The organism is Thermococcus peptonophilus (genome assembly GCF_001592435.1).
Lineage (GTDB): Archaea > Methanobacteriota_B > Thermococci > Thermococcales > Thermococcaceae > Thermococcus > Thermococcus peptonophilus.
The window spans coordinates 420756-436616 of sequence record NZ_CP014750.1; the positions used below are offsets into that span (position 1 = coordinate 420756).

The window sequence follows — 15861 nt, forward strand, 5'->3', positions numbered from 1 at the left end:
GATTATCGCTATTTGCGGACTGGAGTGTTTTCCTGGAGACGTTTTATAAATCTTTGCATGGCCATAATTGGGAATGAATTCCAGAGATATTCGAATTATGAATATAAGGTGCTACTCGAAAAGTTTTTTGAGATGAACCAATAAAAAACTGAGGGTGATGCTCACCATGCGGCGGCTTGCATTGCTTCTGGCACTCCTTCTGACCGGGGCAATAGCTGCCTCGGCCGAAAACGTCAGCGCGTTTGAAGGCCAGCCACTAGTAAGGTTTCAAGTTGTCTCTCAGCAAACATGGACTAAGGTAATTCCAATTGGGTCAATATCAGTCCAGATTCACTGGACAGGTGAGTTCTACTACTCATCGGAAGAGTGGTCAGCACTCTTCTCTGTGTACTTTGAAGATACCGGGAACACCTACGATGTCTTTGCAACAGAGAGGGGCTACGTTGACGGCGACGGGAAGTACATCTGGGTTCTCAAGGACATCCAGACCACTGAAACCATTGAAAGCAACGAGCTTGCTCCCCAGGAGCGCTGGTATGGGCTTGTAGTGAAGTCAATAGATGCGAGTGCTGGGAAAATCACAGTGTACAGCGAGTACAGTGGGGACACCTATGTTCTCAGGGTAGGGGACAAAATAGATATCTCCGGAGCTTTCTCAGGAGGGGGTATCTCCGAGAAGACGGTCCTCGAGCTCAGTAGCATAAAAGCAACAGCGGATGGGGCCAAGGCCCTTCTCGTAATCCACCACACAACTGCAACAAGCGCCGTTGTCGAACTGTACCCAAACTCGGGCTACCCGCCAGGAACTGAGGTGGGAAGTGAGAGTGCGTTAGCCCCCTTAAAGCCGAACGTTCCTCCAGCGGTAGTAGTTGTCGGTGAAAACGCCGCAGGAGCCGATGTAGCGGCCGGTGCAAAGGTCGGGATAGCAGTTCAGAAGTGGATAGACATCGTCATGGAGAAGGACGGGGGAATACCCTCCCCAGAATTTAGGAGCTTAAGTGACCTTATATCAAAGTCAGTCCTTGCCCCCGTCCAAAACCTGAACGCCGACGCAATGCTCGATACCGAAGTTAGTGACCCAGACAATATAGCGCCCGTGGTTTATACTGTTGGAGGACCTGCGGCAAACCAGTACACGAAGCTGATCCTGGAAAAGAACGAGGATAGACTGCCAGTCAAGTTCGTCAAAGAGAACGGCAAGTGGTACCTCGTCAGCAAATCTGGAGACAGGTGGAGCGGAAGCTATGGGGTAATCCTCATAATTCCTGCGGCCGACAGTGTTGTGGAACTTCAGAAGAGGCTTACGGAGGGACAAGTAAAGGTAGCGGATGTTGTGGTTGCGGGCTTGGACAGGAAGGGGACGTATGCTGCCTGCAATCTCCTTCAGAGAGGGTTCATAGCCCCGATTCTCAGTGGAGACTCGATTTCAGAGCTTGAGTACTTCATCGAGTTCCAAAGCAGAATGCTGCTGCTGTTCGGTGATGACCCCGTTCAGGCGTTTACTACTGCTGCAGGGCCAAGCAGCGGGTTCAAGCTTCAGGTTACAGCCGTTGTCGTGACAGAGTATGGAAAAATCGTGAAAGTTATATATGGCTGATTTTTGTTCTTTTTCTTTCATGTCGAGATTATTGTCTCTTTTGTCTGGTCTCCCTTAAAGATACGAATAACACTCAACAACCATGTGAGTTTACAACTTATCAGAAAAGCGTGCGGAAGAACTCTGGTGCCCCGGCCGGGATTTGAACCCGGGGCGCGGGCTCGAAAGGCCCGCATGTTTGACCGGGCTACACCACCGGGGCTCGATATTAGGGAAGGAAGACCGTTTAAAAATCTTTCGGGTCAGGGTACACCTGCTAGAACGCCACTGCATTAGAGTTGGCGGATTCCACGCTGGACGGAAATCTTTTTAACCGTTCTCATAAGCCGAAAGCGATGCCCATGAAGACCCTCGCAGATGTTTTCAGAGAGGCGCTTAAGGAAAAAGGCATATCCAGCATAGGAACGCTGTCAAAACGCTTCAGGAAATCAAAGAACAAGCTCCAAGACATAGCGATTGAGATAGTCCACGGAAAGGGTGCCATCTTCAGGGTTCCGGAGAAGACAGCCGTTGCATGGGATTTAAACGGAAACAGGGTTGATGGCTCTTACTACGCTTACGCCCCCCTCTGCATGATGGAGAAGTTTGAACCCGTTCTCACACCCGAGGAGCTGAGAGAAAAGCTCCCGGACTGGCCGTACTTCATAATCGACCTCTACCACTGGGACAAGCACACCCAAAAGGAAAAGGGCAAAATCTGCCTTCAGGTGAACCAGAGCTACGGTCTTTTGAGGGACTACTTCACGGGAAGCGAACTGGCAGTCACCTGGGCAAACGAAGAGTTCAGAGAGATGTTCCACGGCCCGCTGGACAGGATAACGACCTATGAAGGCCCTACTTCAGAGTTTCTCAAGGAGAAGGGCATCAATGAAGTTGTCCTGCTCGATCCCTGGGCGGACGAAGTCCTGAGCGAGAAGGACTTTGACGTTAAGGCGTTCATAATCGGCGGCATCGTTGATACTGGGGGGAACAAGAAGAAGACGACACCAAAAATCGGCGAAGAGCTGGAGAAGGAAGGCATTAGAGTTAGGAGAAGGAGAATAGTCCTGAGGGGAGACGTCGTCGGCGTCCCAGACAGGATAAACAGAATCCTCGGGATAATCCTCAAGATGATGGTAGAGGGCGAGTCCATGGACGAGGCCGTCTATGAGATGCAGGAGCCCCTCCACGCCCGCTGGCGCCTGAGGAAGGAGCTTCCAAAGCACGCAAAGCGTTACATGGTTGATGGGAAGACCTACCGCGTAGTCGAGAAGGAGCTTTTCGACGAGTACTCCAAGTGGCTGAAAATCCGCTGGGAGGACTTCGTTAAGGTTCTTCGCGAGCTCGATCTGGTGGCGCTTGAGAGGAAGCGGATTCACCACCTCAACAAGATATCCAACGCTAGGATAATCAACGGCAAGCTCCACCGCGTCATACTGCTGAAGAGGGCGGCAATGCTCTGCTACAACTGCTGAACGTTGCATTGGGTAATTTCTACCCGTTTTCCCACTGTTTTACAGCACTCTAAAAGTGAACAAAGAAAAAACGAAAACGAAGATCAAGCAACTTAAGTTCGCACCGCCGTTCATCCGAGCGTCTTAACGACAAAGGCCAGCAAATCCGTAAGCTCCCTCACCCTCGTCTCCGGCGATGTGCCCATGTGCCCGCTCTTTGTCTCAACTCTGAGATAGACCGGTGCTCCAACCTCCTTCAGCTTCATAAAGAACTTGAGGGCGTGAGCCGGTGGACGCTGTCATTCTAACAGGAATCCAAGGAAGTTTAAAAACAGAGTCTTAATCCCCCATAAAAATCAGACAACTTTCGTTTTGCTGGATTGCATGCTTCTTCAGGCTCTGTTAATACTCCATTATGCTAGTATTATTTTAGTTCTCTAACGAGATTCCTGGAACTTTCCACAGTCCTTTAATTCATCATAATCCATAATTCTAAAGGTTAGTTAGAACTATTGCTCATAATAGTGTTAATAACTTTTGGTTAATAACTTAATGGCAACAAAAAAATTTAAATTTCAAATTCTAATGGTAAATATTGGTGATGGCCCTATGGATGAAAACTTCAAGATAAAACGATTTGAAGGAAGATTGGCACAGGCATGGAGTGAAGTCGACGAAGGAAAATTCGTTGGGGTGACTCTGAAAGGACATCTTGCAAATCACAATAATGCAGACCCGTTTTTAATGGAGTTCTGAATTTCAATAATAATTTTATTTTTTGAGATCATCTAACAATGTTCAGCATTGTAGAATGAAAAGGGTTGGGGGTGATTAAATGAGATACATCAATGGCAGCTTTTATCTTGAACCGATTTCAGCCCATATAGATGTCACTAATAAATGTAATTTGAAATGTATGTACTGCTTTTATTATGAGGATCCTTACGTCCAATTGCCTAATGGAGATCCCTCAAAAGATGAAATCTTGGATTGGATGAACCAGTTGGCAGAAGTTGGAGTTAAGTTTCTGACTTTTTCTGGGGGAGAAGCATTTATGAGACAGGATTTCTTGGAGATTCTTAGCAGTGAAACTTCAGAGAATTTCTGGAAAACAATTATAACTAATGGAACTCTTCTCGACGAACAAACAGTAGGAAAATTGGGAAATATTCCAAAACTTCTAGAATTAAGAGTTTCTCTGGACGGTTTTGATGCAAATAAAAAAGTTAGAGGAGTGGATGCAAAAGTTATCGTACGGAATATTGACTTTATTGGCAAAATGACTGATATACCAGTGCACATAAATACTATGATAACAACTGAAAATCTCCACGAACTTGAAAAAATGTATGAATGGATTGAGCAACATGAAGCAATCTCCGGTTGGTCAATTGATCTTCCAATCATCAGAGGAAGATATATCTCCGTGATGGATGCGCTTAGACCCTCTTGGTCAAATATGGCACCAGTTTTAAAAAGATTGATCTTACGTTACATTGACGAGAGACCCCCGTTCAAATTTGCAATATTCTCAATATTTAGGGAGAGCCTACTATACCCTGACAAAATCAAAGATAGAATCTATAGTTTTGACCTAGAGTCCCATCCATGCAGCTATTTGCCCTCAGTAACAATTAGAACGGATGGTTCTGTAACACTTTGCCCAAGTTTGCCATTTAGTATAGGAAATGTTCGAGAGAGACCCCTGAGGGATATTCTGAAGAGTCCGGATCCGGGTAGTGAAAGAGTGCTGGGAATACGAGTAAGGGACATCAAAAAATGCTTAAGTTGTAAGTATGTAAAAATCTGCGGTGCTGGTTGTAGAGCTAATGCATTTTTAGAAACAGGAAAACTCATTGAAGTGGATCCTGTTACCTGCAAGATGATGGAGTTTTTTGATAGTGAGATATTGCCCTATTTGCCAAGGAAAAGCAGGGAGTTGATAGAGGGATACTTGACTTAGCCAGAATACTCTGTGTTGATTTTTCTCCTGCGGTGAGAAAAATGCAGCACAACAAAATCCAAGAAATTAGACAGGAGATACTTACTGGAGATATAACAAAAACTATTCTTAAACTTTCTTTGCCTCTAGTTTTTTCAACATTGATTCAGCAGCTTTATAACTTAGTCGATACTTTTTGGCTCGGATTTTTTGGAAAAATCGCTCTCTCCACACCCGGAACTGCACTGCCGTTGGTAACGACCTTAATGCACGTTGGTCTAGAGTTTTCAGCAGTGGGTGCAATATTCATTGGACAATACGTTGGAGCGGGGGAATATAAAAAGTACGGAAAATTAATTGGTGCGGTCTATTCTTTTATGCTTATTTCTTCTGTTATCACCTTAATCTTGGGGATACTTATAATCCCTTACGCCTTGGAGTTCATGAGGGTCCCTCCTTCCGCTTATTCGTATGTTAGGGAGTATCTTATAATACTCTATATTGGGATTCCCTTCTCTTTTTTGTTTGCGGCAAGTTTGTCTGTAATAAAGGCATTCGGGAGAACCAAACTTGCTATGAAGCTCAGCATTTTAGCAATTGTTATTAACATGATTCTTGATCCAGTAATGATTTTTGGTCTGTTCAGTCTTCCACGCCTGGGCGTTAGGGGTGCTGCTCTATCAACTGTTACAGCGGATGTAATCGTCTGTATAATCTCCCTTTATATTGTCTTCTCTGGGGGGATGGAGATATCGGTAAAAGTTCAGGACCTTAAACCTGATTTGAGGTTCTATGGGAAAATTCTGAGAAAGGGTATACCACTCGCCTTTGGTTCATTGGTAAATGACATAACAACAATCATTATGATTAGATTGATCTATGGATTTGGGATAGCAACATACGCAGCTTATTTGATCATTATAAGAATAGTGAAGCTCTTAGAGAGTTTCACTGTTGGAATAGCAAGTGGCACAGGTATAATGATCTCCCAAAATATCGGGGCTGAAAAATATGAAAGGGCAAAAAAAATAGCAAGAAGGGCCATGGTATTGAATTTCGGGGTTTCTAGTATTGTAGCTCTATCCTTAGTTGTTTCAAGAGAGTATATTGTAAGAGTATTTGTAAGCGACGTTCAGGTCTTGATTGAGAGTAAGAATGTCATTCCTTTAATTCTCTCGGTGCCTTTCTTTACGGGGATATTCTTAATAGTGAACAACGTCTTCAAGTATTCTGGACACACAAGGGAGTCCCTGGTGCTTAGAATGATAAGGCTTTGGGGCCTTAGATTGCCACTAGCATATCTTTTTGGATATATTATTTTCAACTCGTCTGCAGGTTTGTTTTGGGGCTTAGGAATGAGCAATGTGGTCTCAGCATTCATTGCCATAATTTTCTTCCTCATGATCCCCTGGACAAAAAAAATTATTTAGTGTAGACCAACTCAATAATCTGCCGTTGCTCCTACCCCATGCAGCGACCTTGTAACCGTTTTTCTTGAGCTTCTCAAGGACGGCTATGAAATCATCGAAGACGTTCTGCTTGTTCTCCCTCATTCCCGCCCTGTGCCACTCCTCGCCGTATTCACTACCCCCACGCAGGTTGGCCATTGCAAAGGTTCCGCCGCGTCTGATGAACGGAATCGCCTGCGGGAAAAACCTTGGGGTGAGCGAGATGTTGAATCCTCCGTATCCGAAGACCAGACCTTTTTATCGTCCTTCTCACCCCTGACGTGGAAGTAGTGAATCTTGGTACCGTCCTTTGATGTTGCAAAGTCCTCTTCAACCGTGAACTCCTCTTCGATCTCTTGCTCCCCAATGAGCTTCAGCTCGCCCTCAAACTCGTAGAGCCTGTAGGGAACCGTAAAGCTCTCGTAGCGGAGGAGAGCCTTTTTGCCATCAGAACCGAGGGGATATACACTCCCGGGAAGATCAAAGGCTATCTCATCGAGCTTTTCACCGTTGAGCGAATAAACCTCAAGCCTGTGGCTCGCGTGGACAAGCCTGCCGGCAAGGATTCTGTCGCCAACGACCAGTGCCCATTCGAGCGGTAACTCCCCCTCTGGGATGAAACCATTTTCTCTCTGCTCTTGTCCTTCCAGAAGAGCCTCACCGCGGGCGCTTTGCATCCATCTGGAGTCTCGCCGTACCTGTAAAAGCGTGAAAAGTAGTAGCCGTTCTCTAGGAAGGTTACGTTCCCCACAGAGGGCTTGAGCACATCTAGGAGCTCGCCACTCTCAAGGTTAATTATCCTCGTAACACCTTCGTCCGCCCTGTCGATTGAGAAGCTGTATACGACCTTTTGCCCTTTCCGTAGGCAGTAAATCCCTGAAGAAGAACTTCATCGCCGATTTCGGCCTCAAGCGCCTTTGAGTTAACTATGACATCGCCATTAAGCCACCTTATAACCTGCCCCTCCTTCTCCTTGAACATTGCGATGATGCCCTTCTCCGTGAGCCTGGCACTGTGGAGAGTTGGAAGTGAATACAGCTCCCATAACTCCGGGAACAGCTCGTCGCTCAGCTTCCCGATGAATTCCCTAAAACGCCTGTTTTCTTCCTCGACGAGCTTCAGAACGCGCTCATCCTGGAGGTTCTCCATCCAGATGTAGGGATCTTCCATGAAAACCACCATCTTAACGTTGAGTCTCCAGCAATAAAAAGGTTGTCTCAGAGTCGCCAGCGAGCCTTATTGGGAAAATGTTCCAGATTTGAGACAAATTCTTATAAGTACTGTCACAAATCTGAGAACATGAGGGAGGAAGACGAGAAGTTCATGAGGCTCGCCCTTGAGCTGGCAAAGCGTGGAGAGGGCTGGGTAAATCCGAACCCCATGGTTGGGGCAGTGATAGTCAAGGATGGAAAGATAATAGGTGTGGGTTGGCATAAAAAGTTCGGTGAGAAGCACGCCGAGGTCAACGCCATAGAGGACGCCAAGGCCAAAGGTTACGACGTCAGAGGGGCGACTATGTACGTAACCCTTGAACCCTGCTCCCACTGGGGGAAACAACCCCCGTGCGCCGATAGAATAATCAAGGAAGGCTTTAAGCGTGTCGTCGTGGCGATGAAGGACCCGAATCCGCTCGTTGCCGGCCAGGGAATAGAGAAGATAAGGAAGGCTGGAATAGAGGTTGAGGTTGGTCTCTTAGAAGAGGAAGCGAGGAAGCTCAATGAAATCTTTCTTAAGTACATCACAACTAAGCTTCCCTTCGTCTCGATAAAGCTCGCCCTCACTCTAGATGGCTTCATAGCCACTGAAACCGGTTCTTCCCAGTGGATAACCGGAGAAAAGGCCCGCCAGAGGGTTCAGGAACTCAGGAGGAAGCACATGGCGATAATGGTTGGTTCGGGGACTGTTTTAGCCGACGACCCAAGACTCAACTGCAGGCTTGAGAACTGTCCTGAGAAGGTTAAGGTCATCCTCGACCGCTCCGGCAGGGTGGCAGATAAGGTAAGAAAGGGACGGAAGTTCCGCCTCTTCGAGGACGGGAGGGCCATCTTCTTCACGGAAAAGCCTGAGAAATTCAAAGGGATAGCAGAGGCATATCCAATAACCGAGCCAATGGAGATCCTGAAGAAGGTCGGCGAGCTTGGTATAGACAGTGTCCTGATAGAGGGCGGCAGGATAGCCTGTCAGTTCCTTCCTTTAGCGGACAAGTAGTTGAGGGAACCGGAAGAGCCCGCTATTCGGCTGGAAAGCTCTACGTTGAGCTCCCCTTTGAGGTGAACGACGGAGACAGCGTAGCGGTAAACGGGGCCTGTCTAACGGTGGTTTCCTTCGACGGAAAGACGGCAGTTTTTGACATTGGCGAGGAAACCTTAGCGAGGACAAACCTCAGGGAGGCGGGGGTCGTCAACTTAGAAAGGGCTTTACCTGCCAATGGCCGCTTCGACGGTCACATAGTTACGGGTCATGTGGATGGAACGATAAGATTCATAGCGAAAAGAGAAAGCGGAAACACGACCTGGATGGCCTTTGAGATGCCGAAGGAGAAATGGGGGGTCGCTGAAAAAGGCTCTATAGCCCTCAACGGCGTCTCCCTGACTGTAGCAAGGATCGAGGCGAGCCGCTTTTGGGTTCAGGTCATCCCTTACACCCTGGAAAAGACGAATCTCGGCCTTCTCAGACCGGGAGAAAAGGTCAACTACGAGATAGACGTCCTGGTGAGGTACGTGAAGAGAATTCTGGAGGTAAGAGGATGAACTGGGAGGAAATACGGAGAAAAGTCCTTGAGGGGAAGCCGGTTGTTCTCATAGACGACCGAAGGGAGTTCGAGGCCGACCTTGTTTATCCGGCCGAGATAGCCTCTCCTGAGGTCGTCAACTTCATGCTCTCCATGAAAGACCTCCTCTGCCTCACGATGGACATGGACGATGCCTTAAGGAGGGGCTTCTTCCAGCTTCCGAGCAAGGAGGGAGAGACGAACTTTCTGGTTCCAGTTGATTACAAGGAAACGTTCACAGGCATAACTGCAAAGGAGAGGGCACTAACAGCGAAGAAGATAGCTGAAGGGCTTGGCGTAGATGCCTTCCGCTATCCTGGACATCTCCACCTACTCGGGGGGATAGGCCTCAACAGGAGGCGTGGACACACGGAGAGCTCCCTTGAGCTGATGGAGATACTCGGCTTCAAGAGGTACGCCCTGATAGTTGAGATACTCGACGAGAAGGGGGACTCGCACAACAGAGAGTACGCCCTAAAGCTTGCAGAGGAGTACGGCCTTCCGGTTCTCACAACGGACGATGTCTGGAAGGAGTTTGTGAAGAGGAAGCAGTTGATTAGGATTTACGCCAACGCGAGGCTCCCGACTAGGTACGGCGACTTCAGGATAATTGCCTTCGACAATGAACTCGACTTTAAGGAGCACGTGGCAATAGTCAAGGAGCCCTACGGAGAAGTCCCGCTCGTCAGGGTTCACTCCAAGTGTCTCACCGGGGACACTCTGGCTTCACTCAAGTGCGACTGCGGAAGTCAGCTAGCCAACGCCCTCAGGATGATAGCCCAGGATGGTGGAATACTCCTTTATATGGACCAGGAAGGCAGGGGGATCGGTCTGAAGGAGAAAATAAAGGCCTACGAGCTCCAGGACAAAGGTCTAGACACAGTCGAAGCAAACAAGGCTCTCGGACATGCAGAGGACGAGAGAACTTACGAAGCGGCCTTTCAGATGCTCCGCGCGCTTGGTGTTTCGAAGGTCAGGCTGATAACCAACAACCCGAGGAAGGCCAAGGCCCTTGAAGAGCTCGGAATCAAAGTCGTTGAGGTAGTTCCTGCCCCTGGGGAGGTCACGGAGTACAACAGGATGTACTTGAAGGTTAAGGCTGAGAAGCTCGGTCACAAGCTTCCCTTAGAATTGTGATTGGGGTGATGGGAATGAACGTCCACACGATTGAAGGTGAATTCAATGGTGAAGGTCTAAAGATTGGGATTGTGGTTGCAAGGTTCAACGACCTCTTAACCAACGAGCTACTCAGCGGTGCCCTCGACTGCTTTGAGAGGCACGGCGTTGAAAAGGTGGACGTCGTAAAGGTGCCCGGAAGCTTCGAGATCCCATTGGTAGCCAAAAAACTCGCCGAGAGCGGAAAGTACGACGCGGTTCTTGCCCTTGGGGCAGTCGTCAGGGGTGAGACAAAGCACTTCGACCTCGTTGCCAACGAGGTTGCAAAGGGCGTCGCAAAGGTCTCCCTCGACAGTGGCGTTCCGGTTATCTTCGGGGTGATAACCGTTGAAGACGAGCTCCAGGGACTGAACAGGGCAGGGATAAAGAGCAACAAGGGCTTCGAGTATGCGATGGCCGCACTGGAAATGGCAAACCTTATGGAAAAACTGAAAAAATAAGCGCTCTTTTCGGCAGAATGACGGAAATTCCTGTTCAAACTTTCCATTTTTCATCATTTTTCTGAAATCTTTTCGGAAAGACATATAAACCTTCCCGAATTCCCCCGCTGACACACATGAGGTGTCAGCCATGGACGTGATATGGACGACAATAGTGGTTTACATGGGAGCAATGCTAGCAGTTTCAGCGTACGCGCGGAAGTACGTCAAGACCTCGGCCGACTTCCTCTTAGCAGGGAGGCGGCTGGGACTGGGACTTCTCGTAGGAACCCTCGCAGCCACCCACTATGGTGGTGGCTTTCATCCTGGGCGGAGCTAGCTGGGGTGCAACGTACGGGTTAGGCGGTATCTGGTACGGCTTCGCCTGCGGTCTCGGGCTTTTGATTCTCGGACTGACCCTTGCGCGACCAATGCGCGTTCTGGCACGCTACACCGTCCCCGAAGTCCTTGAGATGCGCTACAGGAGCAAAGCGATTCGCCTGCTCGCGGCGACGCTGTCTCTGCTGGCACTCGTTGGAATTCTGGGAGCGCAGGTGTGGGCAGCTTCGGCGGTCTTCGAGGCGATAGGCCTTCCAGGGACAGCTGGAGCGGTCTTCGCGACGCTCGTGTTCATAGCCTACACAGCACTCTCGGGACTGTGGGCGGTGGCCTTAACGGATTTCATACAGATCATAATCGGGAGCATAGGGATACTAGTGGCGGTGGTCCTGGGCCTGATTAAGGTCGGAGGCATCTCGGGACTGGAGGCGACACTGGACGGAATAAGCGGACTTCCGCAACCGGCTGATCAGTACTTCAGCCTTACCTCCCTCGGCCCGTCGCTGCTGGCGCTGACACTGATAGCAACAGTCATGTACACCCTAATCGGCCAGGACTTCTACCAGAGGCTTTTCGCGGCAAAGGACGAGAAAACTGCCAGAAAGGGAGCAATCTATGCTGGAATACTGCTCATGGCCCTCTCGGTGTTCCCAGCCCTCGCGGGGATGCTGGCAATAGCCCTTTCCGGCAACCCCGAAGCGGTGATAGACTCGCCGAAGACCGCAGTTCCGAGGCTCGTCATCTCCGTCTTCGGCGGAACTGTGGGAGCGATATTCGTGGCGGCTGTCCTAGCTGCCATAATGAGCACCGCGGACTCTCTGCTCTCAGCGGCTACCTCGCACGTGGTCAAGGACTTCTACGAGGGACTGGTAGGGACAACCAGCGACGAGAAAAAGCTCCTACGGCTCTCGATGCTCACCACGATAGCTGTCGGACTGCTATCGCTGGGGGCGGCGCTGGCAATCCAGGGAATCGTGGAGCTCCTCATATACTCCTACGACGTCTACACCTCCGGCGTCTTCGTCCCGCTGGTGCTCGGCCTCTACTGGAAGAGGGCAACCAAGGAGGGGGCTTTGGCAGGAATGGTCGCCGGGTCGCTGGTGGCGGTGCTCGGAGCGGCGGGAGTCCTGAACTTCCCGTACTGGGAGTACATCTACGTGAGCGGGGCTATAGTCTCGGCCCTCGTTATGGTGGCCGTCAGCGTGCTGACGAAGGTCGAGGAAATCGACGAGGAGCTTGAGGCGGCCTTCGGTTAGCTACTCAGCCGTCCCAAGCTCCCATTCCTCTTTCCTTTCCACCACACCAATCGCCAGCACCCTGTTCTCAAAGGGAAGTCTCATAGCTCTCTCCGCCAGCTCCCGGGCCGTTGAGAAGCTCATCTCCACCTCTTCAAAGCTGTCAATGCTATACGTCGCCGTCAGGAACGCTTTTCCCTCTTCAAGCTCAAGCTCCCTGACCCAGAGCTTATCCCTTCCGACGAAGCCGAGCCACCCTCTCCTTTCTCCGCGCTGAATTATTCCCGCTATTCTCGGGGTGTTGTAGTCGTCCCTCTCGTAGTCGAGGGCATCTAAAACGTGGACGAGGGCCTTCCTCGGCTTCTCCCAATCAAGGGCCTGAGCTATGAAGTCCGTATGAAGGCCGTTGGTGACGACCGCGTAGTCCTTAGTTAATCTCACGACGGGATAGCTCACGTAAGGATTATCCGTCTCGGTCTGGTTGAGGATGTAAACCGCGTTCCCCTCTACCACTGCCCTTCTGTTCGGGAATGAGCGGGAGCAGAGGAGGTAGAAGGCGAATGGCCTTCCGCTGTTCAGCCCTATTCCAAGGGTTCTCCCCACGTACCTCACGTTACCACCTCCTCAAGCCTGTCTTCGTCCTCGGCAAGCTTAAGCTCCCTCGCTATCCTCCGTCCCATGCTCAGCCTCTCGCCCCAGTAGAGCTCGGAGTACCAGTGGTCAGCATTACTGCCCCCGTCTATGCGCGATGCTATACCTATCGCCCTGAAAGAGCCGTCGTAGGCGAAGTGGAGGGCGAACGGGCCGATAACCCCCGGCGGTTCAAGCTCCCTCATGGCCTCAACGAAAGCTTTTCCATAGTCGTATAGCTGTGGAAGAAGCGACTCTCTAAGCACAACTGCCCTGTTGCCTGCTATCGTGTAGGGGAGCGGCTTCACAGGCCAGCGGGCGTTCCCGTCGGCTATTAGAACCCTCTCGTCAACGCCGATTAGCTCAAGCCTCTCCAGGACGGGCGAATAGAAGAAGTGGACGTAGATGTAAACGCCAGGGATGAAGCGCTCGACCCGGTAAGGGTCATCAACTGTGGAAAGCCTCTCCTCGAGCTCGCTGCCCCTGGCTATGAAGTGGCCGCTTCCTCCCCTCGGCCCCTCGATCCTGACGAAGTAGAGCTCATCCGGCTTAACGTCCTCTGGCTCAACCACCCCAACCCTCGGAATTCCGGCCCTATCGAGGGCCCTATCCTGGAGCTCAAAGGTCGTCTCCCACTTGAGGAAGCGCCTGTTCCCGAAGAACTTTGCTTTAGCGTTTTCTATCGCCTCAAGCCCGAGGTAGGCAACGAAGGAGCCGTGCGGAACAACTATGCCATCATCGCTGAGGATGGCGCTCATGTCATCAGTGACTAGGAGCTCATCAACGACCGGCAGTGAAGAGTAGAAGAGCCTTCTCTTAGGTGAGACGTAGAGCCTCGTCTTAAATCCTTCTTTCTTCGCCCCCAGGAGTATCTGGAGCGAGGAGTGGGATGCTATCGTGGAGAGTATCACACTATCACCTCCCTCAGCTCCTCCTGGCTCAGGAGCTTCCCATTCCTCATAATCCGCATCGTGTCGCCGCTCAGCTCGTCTATGATGATAAGCTCGCCGTTTCTCCGGCCGAACTCCAGCTTGAAATCAACGAGCTGAAGGCCCTTCGAGGAGAAGAACTCCCTCAGAATCCCTGCCACTTTCAGGGTTTTCTCTTTCATCTCCTGGATTTCTTCCTCACTCGCTATCCCGAGCTTCACTATGGCCTCTTCAGTTATCAGCGGGTCCTTCAGGGAGTCGTCTTTCAGGGTGAACTCCGCTATCCCGAGCGGCTTCAGCTCCTCCACCCAGCCGCGATAGCGCCTCAGGAAGCTCCCGTAGGCAAGCTCGCGGTAGATGACTTCAAGTGGTATCCTCTCCGCCTTCAGGAAGCGCGCCCTCCTCCCGTCAATCCGCTCGACGAAGTGCGTCCTTATCCCGTTCTTCTGAAGAAGGCGGAAGAAGAACTCGGTTTCATCGAGGACTGCGCTTCCCTTTCCTTCTCGCTCGCCTACTACCTCGTTGCCGCCGGTGTCCTCTTTCCCATCCTCACCAAGTATCGAATCCTTGAAGTAGAAGACGAGGTAAGGGCCGTCCTCGTACACATCCTTTGTCTTTCCGCGGTAGATTAATCTCACTCCCTCTCACCCGCGAGCATGTCGTTGATGAGCTTTATGGCGCAGAGGTCGCCGCACATGGAGCATGCTTCAGTCTTCGTCGGTCTCTCCTTCCTTATCTCGATGAACCTCTCCTTATCCATTGAAAGCTCGTACTGCCTAGCCCAGTTCAGCTTCCCCCTCGCCAGTGCCATGAGGTAGTCCTTCTTAAAGTCGGCCTCGAAGCGGGTTAAGTTGACCGCGTGGGCCGCTATCTTTGCCGCTATAACACCCTCCCTCACGTGCTCCACATTTGGAAGACCGAGGTGCTCGGCGGGAGTCACGTAGCAGAGGAAGTCAGCTCCGTTGAGGGCAGCTATGGCACCTCCTATCGCGGCCGTTATGTGGTCGTAGCCCGGAAAGATGTCCGTAACTATCGGCCCGAGAACGTAGAAAGGCGCGTTGTCGGTGGCTACTTTGGCTAGCTTCACCTGGGCTGCTATTTGGTCTATGGGGATGTGGCCCGGCCCCTCGACCATGGTCTGGACTCCAGCCTCTCTAGCCCTCTTCACGAGCCTTCCGAGGGTATAAAGCTCAGCCATCTGGAGTTCGTCCCCGGCGTCAGGAAGGCCGCCGGGCCTAAGTCCGTCGCCGAGGCTCAGGACAACGTCGTACTCCCTGGCGAGCTCAAGAAGGTAGTCGTAGTCCTTATAGAATGGGTTCTCCTCTCCCCAGTGGAGTATCCAAGCTGCCAGAAACGTTCCGCCGCGCGAGACCATTCCGACGGCTCTCTTCGTTCTCTTCATCTTCTCGACGACTTCTTTTGTAACGCCTACGTGAATCGTGGTGTAGTCAACTCCGTCCCTGAAGTGCTTCTCAACGGCCCTCCACATGTCCTCCTCGGTCATCTCTATGATAGCCTTGCCCTTTGCCAGCATCTCTTCAGCGGCCTGGTATATGGGAACGGTACCAACGGGTACATCAACGGCGTGCATTATGGTCCTCCTTATCTCGTCGAGATTGCCGCCGGTTGAGAGATCCATTATCGTGTCGGCGCCATACTTTACGGCCACCTTCGCCTTCTCTATCTCTGCCTTGACATCTACGATGTCTCGCGAGGTGCCAATGTTCGCGTTCACCTTGACCCTGACGCCTTCACCTACAGCCACAGGCATAACCCAGTCGTGGCGGACGTTGCGGAAGATGACGGTATAGCCTTTGGCGACGTTCCTCCTCAGCTTTTCGGTGTCTATTCCTTCCCTTTCGGCGATAAACTTCATTTCCTCTGTTATGCTGCCCTTCCGGGCTTCCTCAAGCTGGGTCATGCCTATCACCCGGTTTTTAAAA

General features: G+C 50.8%; 14 protein-coding genes, 1 tRNA gene and 3 pseudogenes. 11 read left to right on the forward strand and 7 right to left on the reverse strand.

The annotated features are described in order from the left end of the window. Positions 1–157: 157 nt before the first annotated feature. A complete protein-coding gene (locus A0127_RS02175; protein ID WP_156471140.1) occupies positions 158–1597 on the forward strand; it encodes a hypothetical protein in 1440 nt (479 codons plus the stop codon). Between the two features lie 124 nt (positions 1598–1721). Here A0127_RS02175 and A0127_RS02180 read toward each other — a convergent pair. Next, positions 1722–1799: transfer RNA gene (locus A0127_RS02180), tRNA-Glu, on the reverse strand. A 139-nt stretch (positions 1800–1938) separates the two neighbouring features. On the opposite strand from A0127_RS02180, the gene trm10 reads away from it, so the two are divergent. After that, positions 1939–3051: a tRNA (guanine(9)-/adenine(9)-N1)-methyltransferase gene (trm10, locus tag A0127_RS02185; RefSeq protein WP_062387406.1), complete on the forward strand. Its 1113-nt coding sequence runs from the start codon at positions 1939–1941 to the stop codon at positions 3049–3051. A 110-nt stretch (positions 3052–3161) separates the two neighbouring features. Here trm10 and A0127_RS10375 read toward each other — a convergent pair. Then, positions 3162–3320, reverse strand: a pseudogene (locus A0127_RS10375) (prolyl oligopeptidase family serine peptidase); the annotation flags it as partial. Positions 3321–3615: 295 nt separating this feature from the next. Between A0127_RS10375 and A0127_RS10465 the strand changes: the two are divergent. The 3 genes from A0127_RS10465 (at position 3616) to A0127_RS02195 (ending at position 6402) form a co-directional block, all read left to right on the forward strand. Further along, positions 3616–3786 carry a hypothetical protein gene (locus A0127_RS10465; protein ID WP_156471141.1) on the forward strand — a complete coding sequence of 57 codons (171 nt, stop codon included), beginning with the start codon at positions 3616–3618 and terminating at the stop codon, positions 3784–3786. Positions 3787–3865: 79 nt separating this feature from the next. After that, the gene (locus A0127_RS02190; RefSeq protein WP_062387409.1) at positions 3866–4993 is read left to right on the forward strand and encodes a radical SAM/SPASM domain-containing protein; all 1128 of its coding nucleotides are present in this window, start codon (positions 3866–3868) and stop codon (positions 4991–4993) included. A gap of 41 nt (positions 4994–5034) precedes the next feature. Then, a complete protein-coding gene (locus tag A0127_RS02195) occupies positions 5035–6402 on the forward strand; it encodes an MATE family efflux transporter (RefSeq protein WP_062387413.1) in 1368 nt (455 codons plus the stop codon). Here the strand turns inward: A0127_RS02195 and A0127_RS10380 are convergent. Continuing rightward, positions 6400–7590 (reverse strand): annotated as a pseudogene (locus A0127_RS10380) (prolyl oligopeptidase family serine peptidase); the annotation flags it as partial. The gene A0127_RS02195 and the pseudogene A0127_RS10380 sit on opposite strands and share 3 nt — an antisense overlap. A 129-nt stretch (positions 7591–7719) precedes the next feature. Between A0127_RS10380 and ribD the strand changes: the two are divergent. From ribD to A0127_RS02235, 6 genes and pseudogenes are all read left to right on the forward strand, one after another. Next, a pseudogene (gene ribD / locus A0127_RS02210) lies at positions 7720–8625 on the forward strand (bifunctional diaminohydroxyphosphoribosylaminopyrimidine deaminase/5-amino-6-(5-phosphoribosylamino)uracil reductase RibD); the annotation flags it as partial. After that, positions 8598–9170, forward strand: a complete 573-nt coding sequence (locus A0127_RS02215) for a riboflavin synthase (RefSeq protein ID WP_062387422.1) — start codon at positions 8598–8600, stop codon at positions 9168–9170. The pseudogene ribD and the gene A0127_RS02215, both read left to right, overlap by 28 nt. Beyond that, positions 9167–10327, forward strand: coding sequence for a bifunctional 3,4-dihydroxy-2-butanone-4-phosphate synthase/GTP cyclohydrolase II (locus A0127_RS02220; protein WP_062387425.1), 1161 nt, complete (start codon positions 9167–9169; stop codon positions 10325–10327). Before A0127_RS02215 ends, A0127_RS02220 begins: the two co-directional genes overlap by 4 nt. A gap of 14 nt (positions 10328–10341) precedes the next feature. Further along, the gene (gene ribH / locus A0127_RS02225) at positions 10342–10806 is read left to right on the forward strand and encodes a 6,7-dimethyl-8-ribityllumazine synthase (RefSeq protein WP_062387427.1); all 465 of its coding nucleotides are present in this window, start codon (positions 10342–10344) and stop codon (positions 10804–10806) included. A gap of 130 nt (positions 10807–10936) precedes the next feature. Further along, entirely contained in the window at positions 10937–11125 is a 189-nt protein-coding gene (locus tag A0127_RS02230; RefSeq protein ID WP_054841198.1) for a hypothetical protein, read from the forward strand. Then, on the forward strand, positions 11094–12380 hold the full coding sequence (locus tag A0127_RS02235; RefSeq protein ID WP_082781377.1) for a sodium:solute symporter family protein: 1287 nt from the start codon (positions 11094–11096) through the stop codon (positions 12378–12380). Before A0127_RS02230 ends, A0127_RS02235 begins: the two co-directional genes overlap by 32 nt. On the opposite strand, the gene A0127_RS02240 is transcribed toward A0127_RS02235, so the two are convergent. From A0127_RS02240 to thiC, 4 genes are read right to left on the reverse strand one after another with little or no spacing between them, the layout of a single operon-like run. Next, a complete protein-coding gene (locus A0127_RS02240; protein ID WP_062387430.1) occupies positions 12381–12971 on the reverse strand; it encodes an IMP cyclohydrolase in 591 nt (196 codons plus the stop codon). Next, on the reverse strand, positions 12968–13900 hold the full coding sequence (locus A0127_RS02245; protein WP_062387434.1) for a formate--phosphoribosylaminoimidazolecarboxamide ligase: 933 nt from the start codon (positions 13898–13900) through the stop codon (positions 12968–12970). Before A0127_RS02245 ends, A0127_RS02240 begins: the two co-directional genes overlap by 4 nt. Next, entirely contained in the window at positions 13897–14556 is a 660-nt protein-coding gene (locus tag A0127_RS02250) for a phosphoribosylaminoimidazolesuccinocarboxamide synthase (protein ID WP_062387437.1), read from the reverse strand. The genes A0127_RS02245 and A0127_RS02250 overlap by 4 nt, the downstream gene beginning before the upstream one ends. Beyond that, positions 14553–15839 (reverse strand): phosphomethylpyrimidine synthase ThiC, encoded by a 1287-nt coding sequence (gene thiC / locus A0127_RS02255; RefSeq protein ID WP_062387441.1) that lies wholly within the window; start codon positions 15837–15839, stop codon positions 14553–14555. Before thiC ends, A0127_RS02250 begins: the two co-directional genes overlap by 4 nt. Positions 15840–15861 lie beyond the last annotated feature (22 nt).

What these genes read in the sequence shown, in the direction of transcription:
- A0127_RS02175 (WP_156471140.1), top strand. Translation starts at nt 158, where the DNA reads ATGCTCACCATGCGGCGGCTTGCATTGCTTCTGGCACTCCTTCTGACC.
- trm10 (WP_062387406.1), top strand. Translation starts at nt 1,939, where the DNA reads ATGAAGACCCTCGCAGATGTTTTCAGAGAGGCGCTTAAGGAAAAAGGC.
- A0127_RS10465 (WP_156471141.1), top strand. Translation starts at nt 3,616, where the DNA reads ATGGTAAATATTGGTGATGGCCCTATGGATGAAAACTTCAAGATAAAA.
- A0127_RS02190 (WP_062387409.1), top strand. Translation starts at nt 3,866, where the DNA reads ATGAGATACATCAATGGCAGCTTTTATCTTGAACCGATTTCAGCCCAT.
- A0127_RS02195 (WP_062387413.1), top strand. Translation starts at nt 5,035, where the DNA reads ATGCAGCACAACAAAATCCAAGAAATTAGACAGGAGATACTTACTGGA.
- A0127_RS02220 (WP_062387425.1), top strand. Translation starts at nt 9,167, where the DNA reads ATGAACTGGGAGGAAATACGGAGAAAAGTCCTTGAGGGGAAGCCGGTT.
- ribH (WP_062387427.1), top strand. Translation starts at nt 10,342, where the DNA reads ATGAACGTCCACACGATTGAAGGTGAATTCAATGGTGAAGGTCTAAAG.
- A0127_RS02230 (WP_054841198.1), top strand. Translation starts at nt 10,937, where the DNA reads ATGGACGTGATATGGACGACAATAGTGGTTTACATGGGAGCAATGCTA.
- A0127_RS02235 (WP_082781377.1), top strand. Translation starts at nt 11,094, where the DNA reads ATGGTGGTGGCTTTCATCCTGGGCGGAGCTAGCTGGGGTGCAACGTAC.
- thiC (WP_062387441.1), bottom strand. Translation starts at nt 15,839, where the DNA reads ATGACCCAGCTTGAGGAAGCCCGGAAGGGCAGCATAACAGAGGAAATG.